The sequence below is a fragment of the Pseudomonas sivasensis genome (assembly GCF_052938085.1).
This window is the reverse complement of the sequence record NZ_CP176442.1, coordinates 1,610,864-1,629,732: the sequence shown is the minus strand read 5'-3', so window position 1 is coordinate 1,629,732 and position 18,869 is coordinate 1,610,864. Positions and strand designations below refer to the sequence as shown.

The window sequence follows — 18,869 nt, the reverse complement described above, 5'->3', positions numbered from 1 at the left end:
GTGACCACGGCAACCGGTAAAACATTCACAGGGTCCTGGTAAGTTTTCATGCTGTCATAACGATAGCGGGTTCAAGGCTATACCTTAATACGTGCCACGGCTGACGCGATTAGCATTTTTTTAACCTATATGGCCCTGCCCGTCGGCCCGAGGATGGCCGCTGCCCCTCAAGCCTGATAAAATCGCGCGCCTTCGCAGACCGTCATCGGCTGGGCCTTTTACCAAAAGCCCCTGCCCGCTCGGTCGTTACCCCTGAATCCCCCCTAAAGGCCTGGATCATGAGCAAGCAACCCTCCCTGAGCTACAAGGACGCCGGTGTAGACATCGACGCCGGTGAAGCATTGGTCGAACGCATCAAGAGCGTCGCCAAGCGCACTGCGCGCCCCGAAGTCATGGGCGGCCTGGGCGGTTTTGGCGCCCTCTGCGAAATCCCGGCCGGCTACAAGCAGCCTGTTCTGGTTTCCGGCACCGACGGTGTGGGCACCAAGCTGCGCCTGGCACTGAACCTGAACAAGCACGACAGCATCGGCATCGACCTGGTGGCCATGTGCGTCAACGATCTGGTGGTATGCGGCGCCGAGCCATTGTTCTTCCTTGACTACTACGCCACCGGCAAGCTCAACGTCGAGACCGCTACCCAAGTGGTAACCGGCATTGGCGCGGGTTGCGAACTGTCGGGTTGCTCCCTGGTAGGCGGCGAAACCGCTGAAATGCCAGGCATGTACGAAGGCGAAGACTACGACCTGGCCGGTTTCTGCGTGGGTGTTGTAGAGAAAGCCGAAATCATCGACGGTTCCAAAGTGGCTGCCGGTGACGCCCTGCTCGCCCTGCCATCCTCTGGCCCGCACTCCAACGGTTACTCGCTGATCCGCAAGATCATCGAAGTGTCCGGTGCCGACATCGAGAACATCCAACTCGACGGCAAGCCACTGACCGACCTGCTGATGGCCCCGACCCGCATCTACGTCAAGCCACTGCTCAAGCTGATCAAGGACACTGGCGCGGTCAAAGCCATGGCCCACATCACCGGCGGCGGCCTGCTGGACAACATCCCGCGCGTCCTGCCAAAAGGCGCTCAGGCGATCGTCGACGTGGCCAGCTGGCAGCGTCCTGCGGTATTTGACTGGCTGCAAGAGAAAGGCAACGTCAATGAAACCGAAATGCACCGCGTGCTGAACTGCGGCGTGGGCATGGTGATCTGCGTAGCGCAAGAGCACGTTGAAACTGCGCTGAACGTCCTGCGTGAAGCCGGCGAGCAGCCTTGGGTCATCGGCCAGATCGCCACCGCTGCCGAAGGCGCGGCCCAGGTTGAACTGAAGAACCTCAAGGCTCATTGATGTCTCAGACCTGTGATGTTGTGGTGCTGCTCTCCGGCACCGGCAGTAACTTGCAGGCCCTGATCGACAGCACGCGCACCGGCGACAGCCCGGTGCGCATCGCTGCGGTGATCTCCAACCGCAGCGACGCCTACGGCCTGCAACGTGCCAGGGACGCGGGTATCGAAACCCGCTCGCTGGATCACAAGGCTTTCGAGGGCCGCGAGGCCTTCGACAGCGCCTTGATCGAACTCATCGATGCCTTCAACCCCAAACTCGTGGTACTGGCCGGATTCATGCGAATCCTCAGCGGCGATTTCGTGCGGCACTACGACGGGCGCCTGCTGAATATCCACCCTTCCCTGCTGCCCAAATACAAAGGCATGCACACCCATCAGCGCGCCCTTGAAGCCGGTGACAGTGAGCATGGCTGCAGCGTGCACTTTGTCACCGAGGAACTCGATGGCGGGCCTCTGGTCGTACAGGCAGTGGTTCCGGTAGAGTCTGACGACTCGGCGCAGACACTTGCGCAACGGGTTCATACCCAGGAACACAGGATTTACCCGCTGGCTGTGCGCTGGTTTGCCGAGGGGCGGTTGATTCTTGGTGACCAGGGTGCATTATTGGACGGTCAGTTACTTGCGGCCAGCGGCCACTTGATTCGAACCTAGGAGATTTTATGCGTCGCGCCTTGCTTTTCGCTGTTGCGCTGTTCGCCTTGCCTGCCGTGCAGGCAGCCGACCTTCACCCCTTCTCCGCCAGCTACACCGCCGACTGGAAACAGTTGCCCATGAGTGGTTCGGCTGAGCGCAGCCTGACCAAGAACGACAACGGCTCGTGGACCTTGAATTTCAAGGCATCCATGATGATCGCCAGCCTGACCGAAACCAGCGTGATCCGCTTCGACAAGGACACCCTGCAACCCGTGAGCTACAGCTTCGAACGTGGCGGCCTGGGCAAGGCAAAGAAAATCAACCTGGACTTCGACCAGACCGCCAAGAAAGTCACCGGTTTTGAAAACAAAGACCCGGTGAACGTGGCCCTGCAAAGCAACATGCTCGACAAGTCGACCTACCAGCTCGCATTGCAACGCGATGTGGCAGCCGGCAAGAAAAGCATGAGCTACAACGTGGTTGAAGGGACCGACGTCGACACCTACGACTTCCGCGTGATCGGCCCGGAAAAGGTCCAGACCAAGGTAGGCTCCATCGACGCGATCAAGGTCGAGCGCGTGCGTGACCCGACCCAAAGCAAGCGCATCACCCAGATGTGGTTTGCCAAGGACCAGGGCGGCATCCTGGTCGCCCTGCGTCAGGTTGAGACCGACGGCAAGGAATACAACATCATGCTGCAAGACGGTACCGTTGACGGCAAGGCTGTCAAAGGCAACTGATTGCGCGGATGAGCTGAACAAGAGCCTCGCTGAATGCGGGGCTTTTTTTCGTCTGGCGGTTTTGGGTTGAAGTGTCTGCCATCATCGGGAGCAAGCCCCCTCCCACATTTGAACTGCGAACACTTTTCCCTGTGGGAGGTGGCTTGCTCCCGATGGCGCCGGCATGACCAACACAGCCCTATCAGGCTGCCGCCCAACATGAAACTTCTGTCATAAACCGCCAAAGCGGTTTACTTAGCAAGCTAACAAATCGTATAAAAAGACCTGCGACGACTTGCCGCATACCCACCAGAAATTGGAGCAAGCAGATGACTGTAAAAGTAACTGAACGCGACGATGCACATATGTCCCACGAAGCACTGGGCCATGGGATTCACATCTGGGATGTACACCAACAAGACCTGCTGGTCGGCATGTTTCACAACGAGAGCGACGCTCACAATTATAAAAACGAGCTTGAGTCGCTTGAGATGAAACGCCAGGCACAAAGCTCCTGAATATTCGCAGGATTTCGGCACAAGGCCCACGCAGCCCGACGCCTGAAAACACAAACCCCGCCTTTTGAGCGGGGTTTGTTGTTTTGAGAAGTACTGCTTACCACTCAGGTGCTTGAACGCTTTACCACATCAGATCATCCGGGATCTGGTAAGCCGCGTACGGATCGTCCTCATCCGGCACCTGGCTTTCTGTGAGGATGTTGAGTTGCACAATGCGCTCTGGTGCGCGCTCCTGAATCTTCAGCGCCGCTTCACGCGGGATCACTTCGTAGCCGCCGCCGTGGTGCACGATCGCCAGGGAGCCGTTGCTCAGCTTGTTACGCATCAGCGTGTTGACCGACAGGCGCTTGACCTTCTTGTCATCCACGAAGTTGTAGTAATCCTCGGTGGTCAGCTTGGGCAGGCGCGAGGTTTCGATCAATTGCTTGACCTGAGCCGTGCGGGCCTTGGCCTCGGCTTTTTCCTGCTGCTGGCGATTCAGCTCCTGGTCACGTTTGACCTTTTCGGCGTGTGCCTCGGCAGCCAGGCGTGCCTGGGTGTCATCGACCTCGGCTTGGCCTTTGTGGACCAGGCGCTGCTGCTTCTGTTTCTCTTTGCCGACCTGCTTGGCCTGCTTTTGGTTGACCAGACCTGCTTTGAGCAACTGGTCGCGAAGGGAAAGGCTCATGGTGCTTACTCACTTAGGCAACTGCTCAACCGCAGCTGGACACATTCTTTTCCTGACGTTTGGCTTCGCCCCATAGGGCGTCCAACTCTTCGAGGGTGCAATCTTCTATGGGACGACGGGTGTCGCGCAATGCCTGTTCGATAAATCGGAAACGTCGTTCGAACTTGGCATTGGCGCCACGCAGTGCGGTTTCCGGGTCAACCTTGAGGTGACGGGCCAAGTTGACCGCCGCAAACAGCAGGTCACCGACTTCATCGGCAATGGCCACCGAGTCATTATCGGCCATGGCTTCGAGCACTTCATCCAGCTCTTCGCGCACGTTGTCCACCACCGGCAAGGCAGACGGCCAGTCGAAACCGACCTGGCTGGCGCGCTTTTGCAATTTGGCGGCACGGGATAAGGACGGCAGCGCCGTGGGCACATCATCCAGCAGGGAAAGCTGCTCAGGTGCGTCGGATTTTTCCGCACGCTCCTCGGCTTTGACCTGCTCCCAGCGCTCCTTGACCTGCTCTTCACTCAACTGTGGGATATCCAGTGCCGCATACAGATCACCGGTGGGGAACACATGGGGATGACGCCGGATCAGCTTGCGCGTGATGCTGTCGATCACGCCGGCAAATTCGAAACGCCCCTCTTCCCGCGCCAACTGGCTGTAATACACCACTTGGAACAACAGGTCGCCCAACTCGCCTTGCAGGTGATCGAAGTCGCCGCGCTCAATGGCGTCGGCCACTTCATAGGCTTCTTCGAGGGTGTGCGGGACGATGGTCGCGTAGGTTTGCTTGAGGTCCCACGGGCAACCATATTGCGGGTCCCGCAGGCGGTTCATCAGGTGCAGCAGGTCTTCAAGAGAATACATCTTTCCGTGTCCGATCAGTGTGGGAGGGGGCTTGCTCCCGATAGCGGTGCGTCAGCCACCAGATGTATCAACTGACAGCCTGCTATCGGGAGCAAGCCCCCCCCCATTTAGCCTGCATTCATTCCGCGAATCATGGTGTGCGGTTACGCCGTGTCTCGATGATATTCGGCAACTGGGAAATCCGCCCCAGCAACCGGCCCAATGCGTCCAACCCCGGGATCTCGATGGTCAGGGACATCAACGCGGTGTTGTCCTCTTTGTTCGAGCGGGTGTTGACCGCCAGCACGTTGATCCGCTCATTAAGCAGCACTTGCGAGACGTCACGCAGCAAACCGGAACGGTCGTAGGCACGGATGATGATGTCCACCGGGTAGGTGAGCACCGGCACTGGGCCCCAACTGACCTGGATAATCCGCTCCGGCTCGCGCCCACCCAGTTGCAGCACCGAGGCGCAGTCCTGGCGGTGAATGCTCACGCCACGGCCCTGGGTGATGTAACCGACGATCGCATCCCCCGGCAGCGGCTGGCAGCAGCCGGCGATTTGCGTCAGCAGGTTGCCCACGCCCTGGATCTGGATATCACCGCGCTTGCCAGGCTTATAGCCGGTGGCTTTACGGGGGATCAGCTCAAGTTGTTCGTTGCCGCGTTCCGGCTCGACAAGTTGCTGGGCCAGATTGACCAGTTGCGCCAGGCGCAGGTCGCCGGCACCCAGAGCGGCGAACATGTCTTCGGCAATCTTCATGTTGGCCTTTTCGGCCAGCTTGTCGAAGTCCACCTGCGGCAGGCCCAGGCGAGCCAGTTCGCGCTCAAGCAGGGTCTTGCCGGCGGCGACGTTTTGGTCGCGCGCTTGCAATTTGAACCAGTGGACGATCTTCGCCCGCGCCCGCGACGTGGTGATGTAGCCCAGGTTCGGGTTCAGCCAGTCACGGCTCGGCGTGCCGTGTTTGCTGGTGATGATTTCGACCTGCTCACCGGTCTGCAGGCTGTAGTTGAGCGGTACGATGCGCCCATTGATCTTGGCGCCCCGGCAGTTGTGGCCGATCTCGGTGTGAACGCGGTAGGCGAAGTCCAGCGGCGTCGAGCCCTTGGGCAGGTCGATGGCGTGGCCGTCGGGGGTGAAGATGTAGACCCGATCCGGTTCGATATCCACACGCAGTTGTTCGGCCAGGCCGCCGATGTCGCCGAGCTCTTCATGCCATTCCAGCACTTGGCGCAGCCAGGAGATTTTCTCTTCATACTGGTTGGACCCGGCCTTGACGTCGGTGCCCTTGTAGCGCCAGTGCGCGCACACGCCCAGCTCAGCCTCTTCGTGCATGGCGTGGGTGCGGATCTGCACTTCCAGTACCTTGCCTTCGGGGCCGATCACGGCGGTGTGCAGAGAGCGATAGCCGTTTTCCTTGGGGTTGGCGATGTAGTCGTCAAACTCCTTGGGAATGTGACGCCACAGCGTATGAACGATGCCCAGCGCGGTGTAGCAGTCGCGCATTTCCGGCACCAGCACGCGCACCGCACGCACGTCGTAGATCTGGCTGAAGGCCAAGCCCTTGCGCTGCATTTTGCGCCAGATGGAATAGATGTGCTTGGCACGGCCGCTGATGTCGGCGTCGACCCCGGTGGCCTGCAACTCGGAGCGCAACTGGCCCATCACGTCGCTGATAAACCGCTCGCGATCGAGCCGCCGCTCATGCAGCAGCGTGGCAATCTGTTTGTATTGATCGGGTTCCAGGTAGCGGAAGGACAAGTCCTCCAACTCCCATTTGATATGACCGATGCCAAGGCGGTGAGCCAGGGGGGCGTAGATGTCGAAGACTTCGCGGGCGACGCGGTTGCGTTTCTCGTCGTCGGCGGTTTTTACCGCACGGATCGCGCAGGTGCGTTCGGCCAGCTTGATCAGGGCGACGCGTACGTCGTCGACCATAGCGACCAGCATCTTGCGCAGGTTCTCGACTTGGCCCTGGGTGCCCAGCACCATGGACTGGCGCGGACTGAGGCTCGCGCTGATGGCCGCCATGCGCAGGACGCCGTCAATCAGCTTGGCCACCACTGCGCCGAAACGCTGGCTGACCGTAGGCAACTGGATGTGCCCTTCACGCACGCCGCGATAGAGCACGGCGGCGATCAGCGAATCCTGGTCCAACTTGAGATCGGCAAGAATCTCGGCGATTTCCAACCCGGTGCGAAAGCTGGAAGTGCCTTCAGCCCACAGGTTCTTGGCCGCATTGTCTTGCTGCTCAGACTCGCGAGCGAACTCGCAGGCTGCTTTCAAGGCTTCACGGTCCAGTGCCGGGTCGACACTGATGGCATGATCCAGCCATGCCTCCAGGTTGATACTGCCGTCGGTGTTGATCGGCTGGTGTGCTCTCACCTGTACCATCTTGCTTACCTTCCCTACGACGCACCTTGGATGCGCCAAAAATCATGCCGACCTTTTGCTGCAAACTCCCTGGCAGTTCACGGCCTTGGAGAATGCAGGCCAGTCGGATTAAACGGGCATCCTAGCCCGCTTCAAATAACGCCATCGCCTCGACATGCGCCGTCTGCGGAAACATGTCGAGGATCCCGGCCCGTTTTAGCCGGTAGCCTTGCTTGACCAACTCAACCGTGTCCCGCGCCAGCGTCGCCGGGTTGCAGGACACATACACCAGGCGCTTGGCCCCCAGGGTGGCGAGCTTGCGCACAACCTCTTGGGCACCATCGCGGGGTGGATCCAAGAGTACCGCAGAAAAGCCCTGTTTGGCCCAATCCGCGTCAGTCAAAGGCTGGGACAAATCGGCCTGAAAAAACTGCGCATTATGCAAATTGTTGCTGATGGCGTTCTGTGCAGCCCGGTCCACCATGGTCTGCACCCCTTCCACTGCCACCACTTCACGCACCTGTTTGGCCAGTGGCAGGGCAAAATTGCCCAAGCCGCAAAATAGGTCCAACACCCGTTCATCAGGTTGCGGCGCCAGCCAGTCCAGGGCCTGGGCAACCATCGCCTCATTGACCCCGGCGTTGACCTGGACAAAATCCCCCGGCCGGTACGCCAACTCCAAGTCCCATGCGTCCAATCGGAAACCTAGTGACTGATCGGCCTCAAAGGGTTCCGGCTGGCCTTCGCCATGCAGCCACAACTGGGCTTCATGGAAGCTACAAAATTCTTTCAGGATCAGCAGGTCCGCCTCCGACAACGGCGCCATATGCCGCAGCAAGACGGCGACGGACGAGCCACTGAACAACTCAACATGGCCCAGTGCCTGAGGTTTGCTCAGACGACGGAGCATGTTGGGCAAGCGCTGCATGATCGGCTGCAAGGCCTGTACCAGCACCGGGCAATCATCGATGGCGACGATGTCCTGGCTGGCAACGGCGCGGAAACCCACGTCGAGTTTTTTTGCCTTGGCATCCCAACGCACCGCCACGCGGGCACGGCGCCGGTAACCGAACTCCGGGCCGCTCAACGGTGCGGCCCACTCTTGCGGTTCGACACCGGCCACGCGGGACAGTTGCTCGGCGAGCATGCGCTGTTTCAGGGCGAGTTGTTCGTTGTGGGGCAAGTGCTGCACGCTGCAACCGCCACAGCGGCCGAAGTGCGCGCACGGTGCAGGACGGCGCAGTTCACTGGCCTTGAACACCCGCTCGGTGCGGGCCTCGACCACTTTGCCGTGGGTACCCAACACCCGCGCTTCGACTTCTTCGCCGGCCAGCGCGCCATTGACGAACCAGGTGCGGCCTTCAAAAAAGACGATGCCACGGCCATCGTTGGCCAGGCGCTCAATGGTCAGGCGTTGTTTCTTGCCCACTGGAATCTGTGGGGCCCGGCTGCCGCCCGTCGGTTGGAAGCGCAGGCCTCTCTCGTGCTTGGCCATCAGTTGGGTTCGTCGAAAATGCCGGTCGACAAGTAACGGTCGCCTCGGTCACAGATGATCGCGACGATCACCGCGTTTTCCACTTCCTTGGACAAGCGCAACATACCCGCCACGGCACCGCCGGACGACACGCCGCAGAAGATGCCTTCTTCACGGGCCAGTCGGCGGGTGGTGTCTTCGGCTTCACGCTGGGCCATGTCGATGATGCGGTCCACGCGGGTCGCGTTGTAGATCTTCGGCAAGTACTCTTCGGGCCAGCGACGAATGCCTGGGATGGCCGCGCCTTCCATCGGTTGCAGGCCGACGATCTGGATCGCCGGGTTCTGCTCCTTGAGGTAGCGCGAGTTGCCCATGATGGTACCGGTGGTGCCCATGGAGCTGACGAAATGGGTGATGGTGCCCTGGGTCTGACGCCAGATTTCCGGACCGGTGGTGGTGTAGTGCGCTTCGGGGTTGTCCCCATTGGCGAACTGGTCCAGCACCTGGCCACGGCCTTCGGCGGCCATGCGCTCGGCGAGATCGCGGGCGCCTTCCATGCCTTCTTCCTGGGTGACCAGCACCAACTCGGCGCCATAGGCGGTCATCGCCGCCTTGCGCTCGGCGCTGCCGTTGTCGGGCATGATCAGCACCATCTTGTAACCCTTGATCGCGGCGGCCATGGCCAGGGCGATCCCGGTGTTACCGGAGGTGGCTTCGATCAGGGTGTCGCCAGGCTTGATTTGCCCGCGCAATTCGGCACGGGTAATCATCGAGAGCGCCGGGCGGTCCTTGACGGAGCCAGCCGGGTTGTTCCCTTCAAGCTTGAGCAACAGGGTATTGCTGGTTTCACCCGCCATGCGTTGCAAGCGGACCAGGGGCGTGTTGCCGACGCAATCGGCGATTGTAGGGTACTGCAAGGTCATGGCGTATTCGCAATCCAGACTGCGGGGCGCACATCATACCGGGAAAGGCCGGCGGGCCATATCACGCAAAGTGTGGTGCTTATGGCTTAAAGGAATAAGCGGAAAAGAGGGTGAGCTTGGGGACCCCATCGGGAGCAAGCCCCCCTCCCACACTGGACCGCATTCTCATGCTGGAACTCGGTCGAATGTGGGAGCGGGCTTGCTCCCGATGGCCGCGCCTCGATACCCCACCTAGCCCAAATGCCCATCGCCATGATTTCTCCGAAAGACCTCCTCACCCATCGCCGCAATCTGCCCTTCGATTAATGCATCAAACGGCTTGAGCAACGGTTCAAACGACACCGGCGCCTCCAGCACCTGCAGCGCCTGCACAATCGCCTCCACCGTCGACAACGCCCCTGGCCCGGGCGCCTTGCGCAGTCGATAGCGGGACACGGCGGCCTCAGCCAGCGTCACCCGAGGCAACGCCGCCAGCAAAGGATTGAGGTGCAACAGCTTGCGCGCCTTGCGCCAAGTGCCGTCAGGCACCACCAGCAACAGCGGCTGAGCCCCTGGCGCGTAGGCTTGCATCGGCTGGGCATCGTCAGCAGGAAACAACAGCCTCGCCTGGTAGCCGGGCGGGTTCAACAGGGCCTGCAAGTCATCAAAGACCTCGCCCACCACCAACTGCGCATTGTTCAATCCCAGCGCCGCCAACCGAGCGGTATTGAGCGCATGGTTGACCTCGCTCGGGTGCTGCAACAGCAATACGCGGGTGCGGCTATCGAGGTTGGGGATCAGCGCGCACAAGCAATGGGCAGTGGGCCTGAGGCAACGGGAGCATTGGGGTCTGGACATGGTTCTTCAGGCCTGATTGAGCTGGGCTTTGAGCAAATCGCGGAAGGTCTGGATCAGCGGCTCACGGCTGCGGCCCCGGCGCATGATCATCGAAAATGGCGCTTGATAGCCAAAGGTGGCTGGCAGCAATACGCGCAGGTCACCCTTGTCGGCCCAGGCCTGGGCGTAATGCTCCGGCAGGTAACCAATATAGGCGCCGGACAGCACCAAGATCAGCTGCGCCTCCATACTTTCCACCGTGGCGGCGCTGTGCTTGAAGCCGTGGCGCGCGAGTTCCGCCTGGCTCCAGTAGCCGCGCCCGACCATGCGTTGCTGGGTGATCACTTGTTCGGGAATGCGTCGCTCATTGAATAAAGGATGCCGCGTGCTGCAATACAGCCAATGCTGCTCGCGATAAAGCGGCATGTAGATCAGCCCGCTCATACGGTTGGAGAAGGCGCCGATGGCCAGGTCGAGGCGGTTGTCCTGCACACCCAATTGCAATTCGTACGGGCTCATCACCGAGAGATGCAGATGCACCGCCGGGTGTTCCAGGCTGTAGGCGCCGATCACTTCGGCGAACGGCAGGGCCTTGTCGCTGACGGTGGAATCGAGCACGCCGAGCTTGAGAGTGCCGCGCAACTCCCCTTTGAGCGCGGCGGCGTACTGCTCGAAGCCTTCCAGTTCACCGAGTAGGCGCAAGGTTTCCTGGTGAAACAACTCGCCCTTGCTGGTGAGGCTGAAGCCGCCGCGCCCGCGATGGCACAGCACCAGGCCCAACGCGCTTTCCAACTGGCTCATATAGGTGCTGATGGCCGACGTGGACAGGTTGAGTTCGTGCTGGGCGTTGGCGAACCCCTGGTGGCGCACGACGCTGACGAAGATGCGCAGGAGTTTGAGGTCGGGCAAGGCGTTGGCCATGGTCGGCTCCGGGTAAGGACCGGGGCAGTTTACTCGCGTGCATTAGTTTAGAAAAACCTGAACTAAGTATTTGCCTCTGCCGATTCTTCCCTTCCTTCGCATTTCGCAGAATCGGCCCCTAATAAACAAAACAACGATGAGGCAATCCCGTGGACAAGATCTTCCACCAACCACTGGGCGGCAACGAAATGCCGCGCTTCGCCGGCATCGCCACCATGATGCGTCTTCCCCACCTGCAATCGGCCAAAGGCCTGGACGCTGCTTTTGTCGGCGTGCCCTTGGACATCGGCACCTCGCTGCGTGCCGGCACCCGCTTCGGGCCGCGTGAAATCCGCGCCGAATCAGTGATGATCCGCCCGTACAACATGGCCACCGGTGCAGCACCGTTCGACTCGCTTTCCGTGGCTGACATCGGCGACGTGGCGATCAACACCTTCAACCTGCTCGACGCCGTGCGCATCATCGAAGAAGCCTACGACGAGATCCTAGAACACGATGTGATCCCCATGACGCTGGGCGGTGACCACACCATCACCCTGCCGATCCTGCGGGCGATCCACAAGAAACACGGCAAGGTCGGGCTGGTGCACATCGATGCCCACGCCGACGTCAACGACCATATGTTCGGCGAGAAAATCGCCCACGGCACCACCTTCCGCCGCGCCGTGGAAGAAGGCCTGCTCGATTGCGACCGCGTGGTGCAGATCGGCCTGCGCGCCCAGGGCTACACCGCGGAAGACTTCAACTGGAGCCGCAAACAGGGCTTTCGCGTGGTCCAGGCGGAAGAATGCTGGCACCACTCCCTCGCGCCGCTGATGGCCGAAGTGCGGGAGAAAGTCGGCGGCGGCCCGGTGTACCTGAGCTTCGACATCGACGGCATCGATCCCGCCTGGGCCCCCGGCACAGGCACTCCGGAAATCGGCGGGCTGACCACTATCCAGGCCATTGAGATCATCCGTGGTTGCCAGGGCCTCGACCTGGTTGGTTGTGATCTGGTAGAAGTTTCGCCGCCCTACGACACCACCGGCAACACCTCGCTGCTCGGCGCCAACCTGCTGTACGAGATGCTCTGCGTACTGCCCGGCGTGGCGCATCGCTGATGAGCACGCACGAGGTGCTGCAAGCCGCCGCCGACCTGGTGGCGGCCTTCGCCCGCAATGACCGCGCCGCCTACTTCGGTGCGTTCACGGCCGATGCCAGCTTTGTGTTCTACACCCTCCCCCAACCGCTGCTCAGCCGCGATGCCTACCAGGCGTTGTGGGACAGCTGGCGCGCGGACGAGGGCTTCGAGGTGCTGTCCTGCACGTCGAGCAACCCGTCTGTCAGCCTGCAAGGTGAGGATGTGGCGATATTTATTCATGACGTGGCCACCGAGTTGCGCATGAACGGGGAGCAATTTTTCAGCCAGGAACGCGAGACCATTGTCTTCAAACGGCAAGGGCTACGCACACAACAAAAACAAGGCCTGTGGCTGGCCTGTCACGAACATTTGTCCGCTGTGCCGGAAGGGCTGCCGCCCCCTTAGCCAATGTGATCGGAGCTGATCATGAATAATAAAAAAAACGAAAACAGTATTCGCAAGATTGAAACCAACGGGGTCGAACAGATCCCGGACCACGAACGTACCGCCAACCCCAAGGATCTGTTCCGTCTGATCTTCGGCGGTGCCAATACCTTCGCCACTGCCGTGCTGGGCTCGTTCCCAGTGCTGTTTGGCTTGTCATTCCAGGCCGGTGTCTGGGCCATTGTGCTGGGCGTGCTGCTGGGTGCTCTGATCCTGGCGCCTATGGGCTTGTTCGGGCCGATCAATGGCACTAACAACGCGGTGTCTTCCGGTGCGCACTTTGGGGTGCACGGGCGGATCGTCGGTTCGTTTCTGTCATTGCTGACGGCAATTGCCTTCTTCTCACTGTCGGTGTGGAGTTCAGGCGATGCGCTGGTCGGAGGTGCGAAACGCCTGATTGGCCTGCCGGAAACCGACCTGACCCTGGGCCTCGCCTACGGCCTGTTCGCCCTGCTTGTCCTCACGGTGTGCATCTACGGCTTTCGCTTCATGCTGTGGGTCAACCGAATTGCGGTGTGGGCAGCGAGCCTGTTGTTTTTGCTGGGGATCTTCGCGTTCGCGCCAGCCTTTGACAGCCACTTCTCAGGCAGCGTCGCCATGGGCCAGACCGGCTTCTGGGCCGCGTTTATCGGCGCTACGCTGGTAGCCATGAGCAACCCGATTTCCTTCGGCGCGTTCCTCGGAGACTGGTCACGCTACATCCCCCGTGAGACGCCGAAACTGCGCATCATGCTGGCAGTGGTCCTGGCGCAAATCGCTACTTTGATCCCGTTCCTGTTTGGCCTCGCCACCGCGACCATCGTGGCGATCAAGGCACCGGATTACATCGCAGCCAACAACTATGTCGGTGGCCTGCTGGCGGTGGCGCCTACCTGGTTCTTCCTGCCGGTGTGCCTGATCGCGGTGATCGGCGGCATGTCCACCGGCACGACCTCGCTGTATGGCACGGGGCTGGACATGTCCAGCGTATTCCCGCGCCTGCTGTCGCGGGTCAAGGCCACGCTGCTGATTGGGGTGATGTCGATTGCCTTCATCTTTATCGGACGTTTCGCCGCCAACCTGGTGCAGAGCGTGTCGACCTTCGCCGTGCTGATCATCACCTGCACCACGCCGTGGATGGTGATGATGATCATCGGCCTGATCGTGCGCCGCGGCTTCTACTGCCCGGATGACCTGCAAGTGTTCACCCGCGGTGAAACCGGCGGGCGCTACTGGTTCAGCCATGGCTGGAACTGGCGCGGGCTGGGGGCCTGGATTCCGAGCGCGTTGGTGGGCCTGTGCTTCGTCAACCTGCCGGGGCAGTTTGTCGGGCCGCTGGGCAATTTGGCCGATGGCATCGATATCAGCCTGCCGTTAACGCTGGGGTTGGCGTCAGTGGTTTACCTGACGTTGTTGCGAGTGTTCCCGGAGCCGGCCTCTGTTTATGGACCGACTGATCCACGCAGCAAGAGCATGGATTCGCTCGCTAAACCGGCGATGCAACACGCCGCCTGACCTCATAAAAAAGATAATCGGAGACTCGCCGTCATGGCTTTGGATTTATTCGTCGTACTCATCTACGCCGCCGGCATGCTCGTGCTCGGCTATTACGGCATGCGCCGCGCCAAGACCCACGAGGACTACCTGGTGGCCGGGCGCAACCTGGGCCCGTCGCTGTACATGGGCACCATGGCCGCGACGGTATTGGGCGGCGCGTCCACCGTCGGCACCGTGCGCCTGGGTTATGTGCATGGCATCTCCGGCTTCTGGCTGTGCGCCGCGCTGGGCATGGGAATCATCGCGCTGAACCTGTTCCTGGCCAAGCCGCTGCTCAAACTGAAGATCTTCACCGTCACCCAGGTGCTGGAAAAACGCTACAACCCCATGGCTCGCCAAGCGAGTGCGGTGATCATGCTGGCCTACGCGCTGATGATCGGCGTAACTTCGATCCTGGCCATCGGTACCGTGCTGCAAGTGCTGTTCGGCCTGCCGTTCTGGATCTCGGTACTGCTGGGCGGCGGCGTGGTGGTGGTGTACTCGACCATCGGCGGCATGTGGTCGCTGACCCTCACCGACATCGTGCAGTTCGTGATCAAGACCGTCGGCCTGATGTTTATCCTGCTGCCGATCTGCCTGTACCGCGTAGGCGGCTGGGATGAACTGATAGCCAAGCTGCCGGCGTCGAGCTTCAGCTTCACCGCGATCGGCTGGGACACGATCATCACCTACTTCATGATCTACTTCTTCGGCATCCTGATCGGCCAGGACATCTGGCAACGGGTGTTCACCGCCCGTGATGAAAAAGTCGCCAAGTACGCAGGCACCTTCGCCGGTTTCTACTGCATCCTCTACGGCCTGGCCTGTGCGCTGATCGGCATGGCGGCCCATGTACTGATTCCGGACCTGGACAACGTCAACAACGCGTTTGCGGCCATCGTCAAACTGTCGCTGCCGGACGGCATCCGTGGGCTGGTGATCGCGGCAGCACTGGCGGCGATGATGTCGACGGCCAGCGCCGGCTTGCTGGCCGCCTCCACCGTACTGACCGAGGACCTGCTGCCGCGTTTGCGTGGTGGTAAGCAGTCGAGCCTCAACATCAACCGCCTGTTCACGATGCTGACCGGTATCGCCGTGCTGGGTATCGCGCTGGTGGTCAGCGATGTAATCAGCGCGCTGACCCTGGCCTATAACCTTTTGGTCGGCGGGATGTTGATCCCGTTGATTGGCGCGATCTTCTGGAAGCGCGCGACCACGTCGGGGGCGATTACGTCCATGACGCTGGGCTTTGTGACGGCGCTGGTGTTCATGTTCAAGGATGGGCTGGATGCGAACACGCCGATTTACTACAGCCTGGCGGTTGGGCTGGTGAGTTTTGTGCTGGTCAGTTTGTTGTCCCGGCGGCCGGAGGCGATGGCGACTCGGGTGGTTTGACGCCTCACAGAATCAAGAGCGGTTTCTTCAGCGGGCGCGACGTCGGATGTCGCGCCCGTTTTTTTATCGTCCAACTGACAGGTTTTGGTTTGCCTGGATGATTTCCTGGACCAGGGAGGCCCATACCAATCCTTGGGTTGTGCCTCCGGCATAGGTGCCTCCGGCGGCGATTTGATGATGGGCGGCCCAATAAACGATCGAAAGTCCATCTGAGGTGCCGGGCCTGGCACATTCGACAATATGCAAGTCGCCACTTTCGATTGCACTGCAATAAGACATTGGAAAGTGAAGAGAAACAGCGGCCAGACAGGCTGCCAGGATCTGCTCTTTGTACTCCGGCGCCGAATCGGGCGGGACCTGTCCACCGGAGACGAGAATGCTGTGCCCGTCCAAGCGGCAATTCATGACACCAATTGGCAGATCGTATTGAAGCTTGAGCCCCCGCATTTCAGCGCCTTCATTACCCACAGCAGGCAGCTTGAAAAACCAGCCGATGATCGCGATAACCTCTGGCTCCTCTACGCCCATGGCACTGACGACGAAATGTTCTTTGCTCAGCTCAGCAATTTGGACACGACTCAGATGCTGAGCCTGGAACTGAACCCCAGAGCACTGCAACAGCACCTCAATCTCATCCATTAGGTGAACAAATTCCACATCGTAGCCTGATACTTCAATAGCCCTACCGACTCCATGGATGCCACAAAGCGCGTGGAGTTGTTGTGGGCTGATTTCTCTGAGCTCACCTCCAGGTTTGCCACTAGGCCACGGTCTGCTTTCGATCTCGCGCTGCTGGCGTATTGCGGCATCTACTTCACTGGTTGTCTCCCTATAAGCGCGCACAACCCGCGCTCGCGCAAATTGCTCCAGTGATGGGTTGTCAGCCAGAAATTTTTCAAACAACTCAATGCCGGCGCGGTTGCACTCAATGGCCAGATACTGATTTCCTGGAAGTAAATAGTCGTTATGTGGCGGCTTTGCAGTCGCCTCAGTTGCTGAAAGATGGCGCATATTCATACGCTTATGGCTGGCACCATCACTGTCCCGATTGCCTCCATAGACTGTGACCTGATAATTCGCCAAGCGAAACATCACGGCCTGGAGCAGGCCGTTGATCCCTCTGCCGATGATTGATACACGGGGCGCATCGGCATGTGCATGCAGTGTGGGGATCGTCAGTGAGCGTGCAAGTTTGCGCCTGACAAGGCCACGCAGGGCCATCAAGCTCAATTGAACAGCGGCGGCATAATCAAGGTCGCAATGGCAGGCTTCGGTGGTTGCCGCCTGTGCAGTCAGCGTCGCCGGTCTGCGCCAGGTGGCGACACTGCAACCGAGCGCTTGTGTACGCATCCGAAACGCCTCCAATGTCGCAGGCCCGTAATCCAAGACAAGTTGGACGTCGTCAGCCAGTGAAAGGGCTTGCAACGCATCGTCGCTGAACACATCTGGTTTGGCGACGCAGATCAGACGCGCCTGCCTGTGCATACATTGAATCAGGGCCCGATCAATGCGATGGGCAGAATCATCATTCAGGGATAAACAAATGGCGATAGAACGGGCCCCTTGCAGTGCCTCGGACCAGTCCGACACAAATGAGACTCGGCTATCTGGACACGCCTGGCTGCGTGGACTCAACACTTTGATCCGAACATGCGGATCTCGATCAAGTAACAACTTGACCAGCTCTTTCCCCACATTTCCGTAACCCAGGACACAGATGTCTTGGGGTGTAGAGCCATCGGCAAGTGTCAGCCAGTGCGCGATATAAGCCGCAACGTGCGGCGCGTTGACCCCAGGAGTGTTGACCACTCGAATGCCGTTTGACTCGCATAAATCCAACCGCACCTTATCCAGACTTGTGCCTCGGCGAATCAGACAGAGATCTCCAAATGGGTGGCTTAAACGCCATAGGTCAATGACCTCCCCATCGATAACCTGATCTCCAATAATGATCGTTGATGGGCGCACGAGCCCGATCTGTAGCAGCAGCGCTTGCTTGGTTGAGTTCGGGGGGAAAAACACTACGTTGCTGGGTGCATCAGCCTTCCAACGGCTCGACGTAGGTGCGATATGTAAAATATTTTCGGTAGTGGCGATGAGTGACGCGGCAACTGGCGGAACGTGAGAGAGCAGCATAGTTTCGTCTCCAACAATTCTGGCTGACTAATGCCTGGAGATAGGAGTTAAATAAGTTGGGGCCAACACTTTAAATACTTAAAGCCCTAAAACTCACTCTTCATAAACCCGTTTTCTTCAGGAAGCTTTATATCAGTAAGCGGTACAAATCATTACTTAACGAAACTCAAACTACTCCGATATTTCAAACTAACTAACCCAACCGCTTCTGATAAACGGGTAGTCCAATTCCGGTCTTAAAAAAGCACAGCCTGAATGGCACGCTCACTTACGGACTGCAACCCGTGTCTACGAGGCGTTACCCAACGAATATGTTCGGGAGGAATTTACTGCATCAGATGCACGCGGATGCTGCACCTGTTTTCCCTGAGCTCACCCAGCTGCCATTAGTCGGAACTGATAGTTATCACAGTAGAAGGACCGCTGAGGGCCGTAATAGCCTGACATGGCCATTTCAAATCTGAAGAAATTGGCTTGGCTACCCGATAACCCATGAGGTGATGAAATGAAACAGCGCGATCCTAGCTACCCCGCTGCGTCAACAGTTCCACCGCAACTTAAGACAGGCGACCGCGTGCATATAAACGGCCCCCACGCAGGCGTCTGCACTGGAATATACAAGCTCATGTTTTATAAAAACGGGACTTCATTTGCCACACTGCCCATAGAACGAGCATTTAAAGACTGGTTCGGCTTTGAAGTTCACGGAAGTTTCAATGGTGAGATGGAGGTGAAGGGCCATTATCACGATTGCGCCACTGACGAGGAGCACATACATAGCTTCGGGTTTACCGAAGTCAGTAAAGGCGAATGACGCAACTCACACGTCGTACAGCCATCCGATTTACCTGGCAGCGCTCCCACGACATAGAGAGGTATTCATCGCGCGAGCGCTCCCCGGGCCTCATCTGCGACGTGGGCGACGCTGCTCGTCATCCGTACGAATCGGCACCGGCTGCAGCGGAGGCTCGATCAAGCCCAGTGCAACGCCCAGATCATGGAGCCAGTTTTGGATTTTCTCTTTCATGGTTTGCCCCCTT

General features: G+C 59.4%; 18 protein-coding genes. 9 read left to right on the top strand and 9 right to left on the bottom strand.

Annotated features, from left to right (window positions below; genetic code table 11):
* Positions 1–278 precede the first annotated feature (278 nt).
* The 4 genes from purM (at position 279) to ACKZ62_RS07650 (ending at position 3,206) form a co-directional block, all read left to right on the top strand.
* Positions 279–1,337, top strand: a complete 1,059-nt coding sequence (gene purM, locus ACKZ62_RS07665; RefSeq protein WP_014719398.1) for a phosphoribosylformylglycinamidine cyclo-ligase — start codon at positions 279–281, stop codon at positions 1,335–1,337.
* The gene (purN, locus tag ACKZ62_RS07660) at positions 1,337–1,987 is read left to right on the top strand and encodes a phosphoribosylglycinamide formyltransferase (protein WP_032887777.1); all 651 of its coding nucleotides are present in this window, start codon (positions 1,337–1,339) and stop codon (positions 1,985–1,987) included. The genes purM and purN overlap by 1 nt, the downstream gene beginning before the upstream one ends.
* A gap of 8 nt (positions 1,988–1,995) precedes the next feature.
* Complete coding sequence (locus ACKZ62_RS07655; protein WP_032887775.1) at positions 1,996–2,709, top strand: DUF3108 domain-containing protein; 714 nt, start codon at positions 1,996–1,998, stop codon at positions 2,707–2,709.
* A gap of 308 nt (positions 2,710–3,017) precedes the next feature.
* The gene (locus ACKZ62_RS07650) at positions 3,018–3,206 is read left to right on the top strand and encodes a hypothetical protein (RefSeq protein ID WP_032887774.1); all 189 of its coding nucleotides are present in this window, start codon (positions 3,018–3,020) and stop codon (positions 3,204–3,206) included.
* A gap of 121 nt (positions 3,207–3,327) precedes the next feature.
* Here the strand turns inward: ACKZ62_RS07650 and ACKZ62_RS07645 are convergent, their stop codons facing one another.
* From ACKZ62_RS07645 to ACKZ62_RS07615, 7 genes are all read right to left on the bottom strand, one after another.
* Positions 3,328–3,873 carry a DUF2058 domain-containing protein gene (locus ACKZ62_RS07645; RefSeq protein ID WP_014719402.1) on the bottom strand — a complete coding sequence of 182 codons (546 nt, stop codon included), beginning with the start codon at positions 3,871–3,873 and terminating at the stop codon, positions 3,328–3,330.
* 25 nt (positions 3,874–3,898) lie between these two features.
* Positions 3,899–4,732, bottom strand: a complete 834-nt coding sequence (gene mazG, locus ACKZ62_RS07640) for a nucleoside triphosphate pyrophosphohydrolase (protein ID WP_447096495.1) — start codon at positions 4,730–4,732, stop codon at positions 3,899–3,901.
* Positions 4,733–4,862: 130 nt separating this feature from the next.
* Positions 4,863–7,106 carry a GTP diphosphokinase gene (gene relA, locus ACKZ62_RS07635; protein WP_032887770.1) on the bottom strand — a complete coding sequence of 748 codons (2,244 nt, stop codon included), beginning with the start codon at positions 7,104–7,106 and terminating at the stop codon, positions 4,863–4,865.
* A gap of 121 nt (positions 7,107–7,227) precedes the next feature.
* The gene (gene rlmD / locus ACKZ62_RS07630; RefSeq protein WP_122764565.1) at positions 7,228–8,580 is read right to left on the bottom strand and encodes a 23S rRNA (uracil(1939)-C(5))-methyltransferase RlmD; all 1,353 of its coding nucleotides are present in this window, start codon (positions 8,578–8,580) and stop codon (positions 7,228–7,230) included.
* A complete protein-coding gene (gene cysM / locus ACKZ62_RS07625) occupies positions 8,580–9,482 on the bottom strand; it encodes a cysteine synthase CysM (RefSeq protein WP_015885254.1) in 903 nt (300 codons plus the stop codon). Before cysM ends, rlmD begins: the two co-directional genes overlap by 1 nt.
* A 231-nt stretch (positions 9,483–9,713) precedes the next feature.
* Positions 9,714–10,319, bottom strand: a complete 606-nt coding sequence (locus tag ACKZ62_RS07620; protein WP_447096494.1) for a tRNA-uridine aminocarboxypropyltransferase — start codon at positions 10,317–10,319, stop codon at positions 9,714–9,716.
* Positions 10,320–10,325: 6 nt separating this feature from the next.
* Positions 10,326–11,219, bottom strand: coding sequence for a LysR family transcriptional regulator (locus ACKZ62_RS07615; RefSeq protein ID WP_017134867.1), 894 nt, complete (start codon positions 11,217–11,219; stop codon positions 10,326–10,328).
* 149 nt (positions 11,220–11,368) lie between these two features.
* On the opposite strand from ACKZ62_RS07615, the gene speB reads away from it, so the two are divergent.
* The 4 genes from speB to ACKZ62_RS07595 are packed head-to-tail and all read left to right on the top strand — an operon-like array spanning position 11,369 to position 15,693.
* Entirely contained in the window at positions 11,369–12,319 is a 951-nt protein-coding gene (gene speB / locus ACKZ62_RS07610; protein ID WP_032887762.1) for an agmatinase, read from the top strand.
* On the top strand, positions 12,319–12,744 hold the full coding sequence (locus ACKZ62_RS07605; RefSeq protein ID WP_122681156.1) for a YybH family protein: 426 nt from the start codon (positions 12,319–12,321) through the stop codon (positions 12,742–12,744). Before speB ends, ACKZ62_RS07605 begins: the two co-directional genes overlap by 1 nt.
* Positions 12,745–12,765: 21 nt before the next feature.
* Entirely contained in the window at positions 12,766–14,277 is a 1,512-nt protein-coding gene (locus tag ACKZ62_RS07600; RefSeq protein ID WP_447096493.1) for a purine-cytosine permease family protein, read from the top strand.
* Between the two features lie 33 nt (positions 14,278–14,310).
* Positions 14,311–15,693 carry a sodium:solute symporter family protein gene (locus ACKZ62_RS07595; RefSeq protein ID WP_447096492.1) on the top strand — a complete coding sequence of 461 codons (1,383 nt, stop codon included), beginning with the start codon at positions 14,311–14,313 and terminating at the stop codon, positions 15,691–15,693.
* 63 nt (positions 15,694–15,756) lie between these two features.
* Here the strand turns inward: ACKZ62_RS07595 and ACKZ62_RS07590 are convergent, their stop codons facing one another.
* On the bottom strand, positions 15,757–17,829 hold the full coding sequence (locus tag ACKZ62_RS07590) for an FAD-dependent oxidoreductase (RefSeq protein WP_447096491.1): 2,073 nt from the start codon (positions 17,827–17,829) through the stop codon (positions 15,757–15,759).
* Between the two features lie 505 nt (positions 17,830–18,334).
* On the opposite strand from ACKZ62_RS07590, the gene ACKZ62_RS07585 reads away from it, so the two are divergent.
* The gene (locus ACKZ62_RS07585; protein ID WP_095185403.1) at positions 18,335–18,643 is read left to right on the top strand and encodes a hypothetical protein; all 309 of its coding nucleotides are present in this window, start codon (positions 18,335–18,337) and stop codon (positions 18,641–18,643) included.
* Positions 18,644–18,733: 90 nt separating this feature from the next.
* Here the strand turns inward: ACKZ62_RS07585 and ACKZ62_RS07580 are convergent, their stop codons facing one another.
* Positions 18,734–18,856, bottom strand: coding sequence for a PA1414 family protein (locus ACKZ62_RS07580; protein ID WP_003193089.1), 123 nt, complete (start codon positions 18,854–18,856; stop codon positions 18,734–18,736).
* Between the last annotated feature and the right edge of the window lie 13 nt (positions 18,857–18,869).

Bases quoted from the DNA above. Each gene is read 5' to 3' on its own strand.
- purN (WP_032887777.1), top strand. From the start codon at position 1,337: ATGTCTCAGACCTGTGATGTTGTGGTGCTGCTCTCCGGCACCGGCAGT.
- ACKZ62_RS07605 (WP_122681156.1), top strand. From the start codon at position 12,319: ATGAGCACGCACGAGGTGCTGCAAGCCGCCGCCGACCTGGTGGCGGCC.
- cysM (WP_015885254.1), bottom strand. From the start codon at position 9,482: ATGACCTTGCAGTACCCTACAATCGCCGATTGCGTCGGCAACACGCCC.
- ACKZ62_RS07650 (WP_032887774.1), top strand. From the start codon at position 3,018: ATGACTGTAAAAGTAACTGAACGCGACGATGCACATATGTCCCACGAA.
- rlmD (WP_122764565.1), bottom strand. From the start codon at position 8,580: ATGGCCAAGCACGAGAGAGGCCTGCGCTTCCAACCGACGGGCGGCAGC.
- purM (WP_014719398.1), top strand. From the start codon at position 279: ATGAGCAAGCAACCCTCCCTGAGCTACAAGGACGCCGGTGTAGACATC.
- ACKZ62_RS07580 (WP_003193089.1), bottom strand. From the start codon at position 18,856: ATGAAAGAGAAAATCCAAAACTGGCTCCATGATCTGGGCGTTGCACTG.
- ACKZ62_RS07615 (WP_017134867.1), bottom strand. From the start codon at position 11,219: ATGGCCAACGCCTTGCCCGACCTCAAACTCCTGCGCATCTTCGTCAGC.
- ACKZ62_RS07645 (WP_014719402.1), bottom strand. From the start codon at position 3,873: ATGAGCCTTTCCCTTCGCGACCAGTTGCTCAAAGCAGGTCTGGTCAAC.
- ACKZ62_RS07595 (WP_447096492.1), top strand. From the start codon at position 14,311: ATGGCTTTGGATTTATTCGTCGTACTCATCTACGCCGCCGGCATGCTC.
- ACKZ62_RS07620 (WP_447096494.1), bottom strand. From the start codon at position 10,319: ATGTCCAGACCCCAATGCTCCCGTTGCCTCAGGCCCACTGCCCATTGC.
- ACKZ62_RS07590 (WP_447096491.1), bottom strand. From the start codon at position 17,829: ATGCTGCTCTCTCACGTTCCGCCAGTTGCCGCGTCACTCATCGCCACT.
- ACKZ62_RS07655 (WP_032887775.1), top strand. From the start codon at position 1,996: ATGCGTCGCGCCTTGCTTTTCGCTGTTGCGCTGTTCGCCTTGCCTGCC.
- mazG (WP_447096495.1), bottom strand. From the start codon at position 4,732: ATGTATTCTCTTGAAGACCTGCTGCACCTGATGAACCGCCTGCGGGAC.
- relA (WP_032887770.1), bottom strand. From the start codon at position 7,106: ATGGTACAGGTGAGAGCACACCAGCCGATCAACACCGACGGCAGTATC.
- ACKZ62_RS07585 (WP_095185403.1), top strand. From the start codon at position 18,335: ATGAAACAGCGCGATCCTAGCTACCCCGCTGCGTCAACAGTTCCACCG.
- ACKZ62_RS07600 (WP_447096493.1), top strand. From the start codon at position 12,766: ATGAATAATAAAAAAAACGAAAACAGTATTCGCAAGATTGAAACCAAC.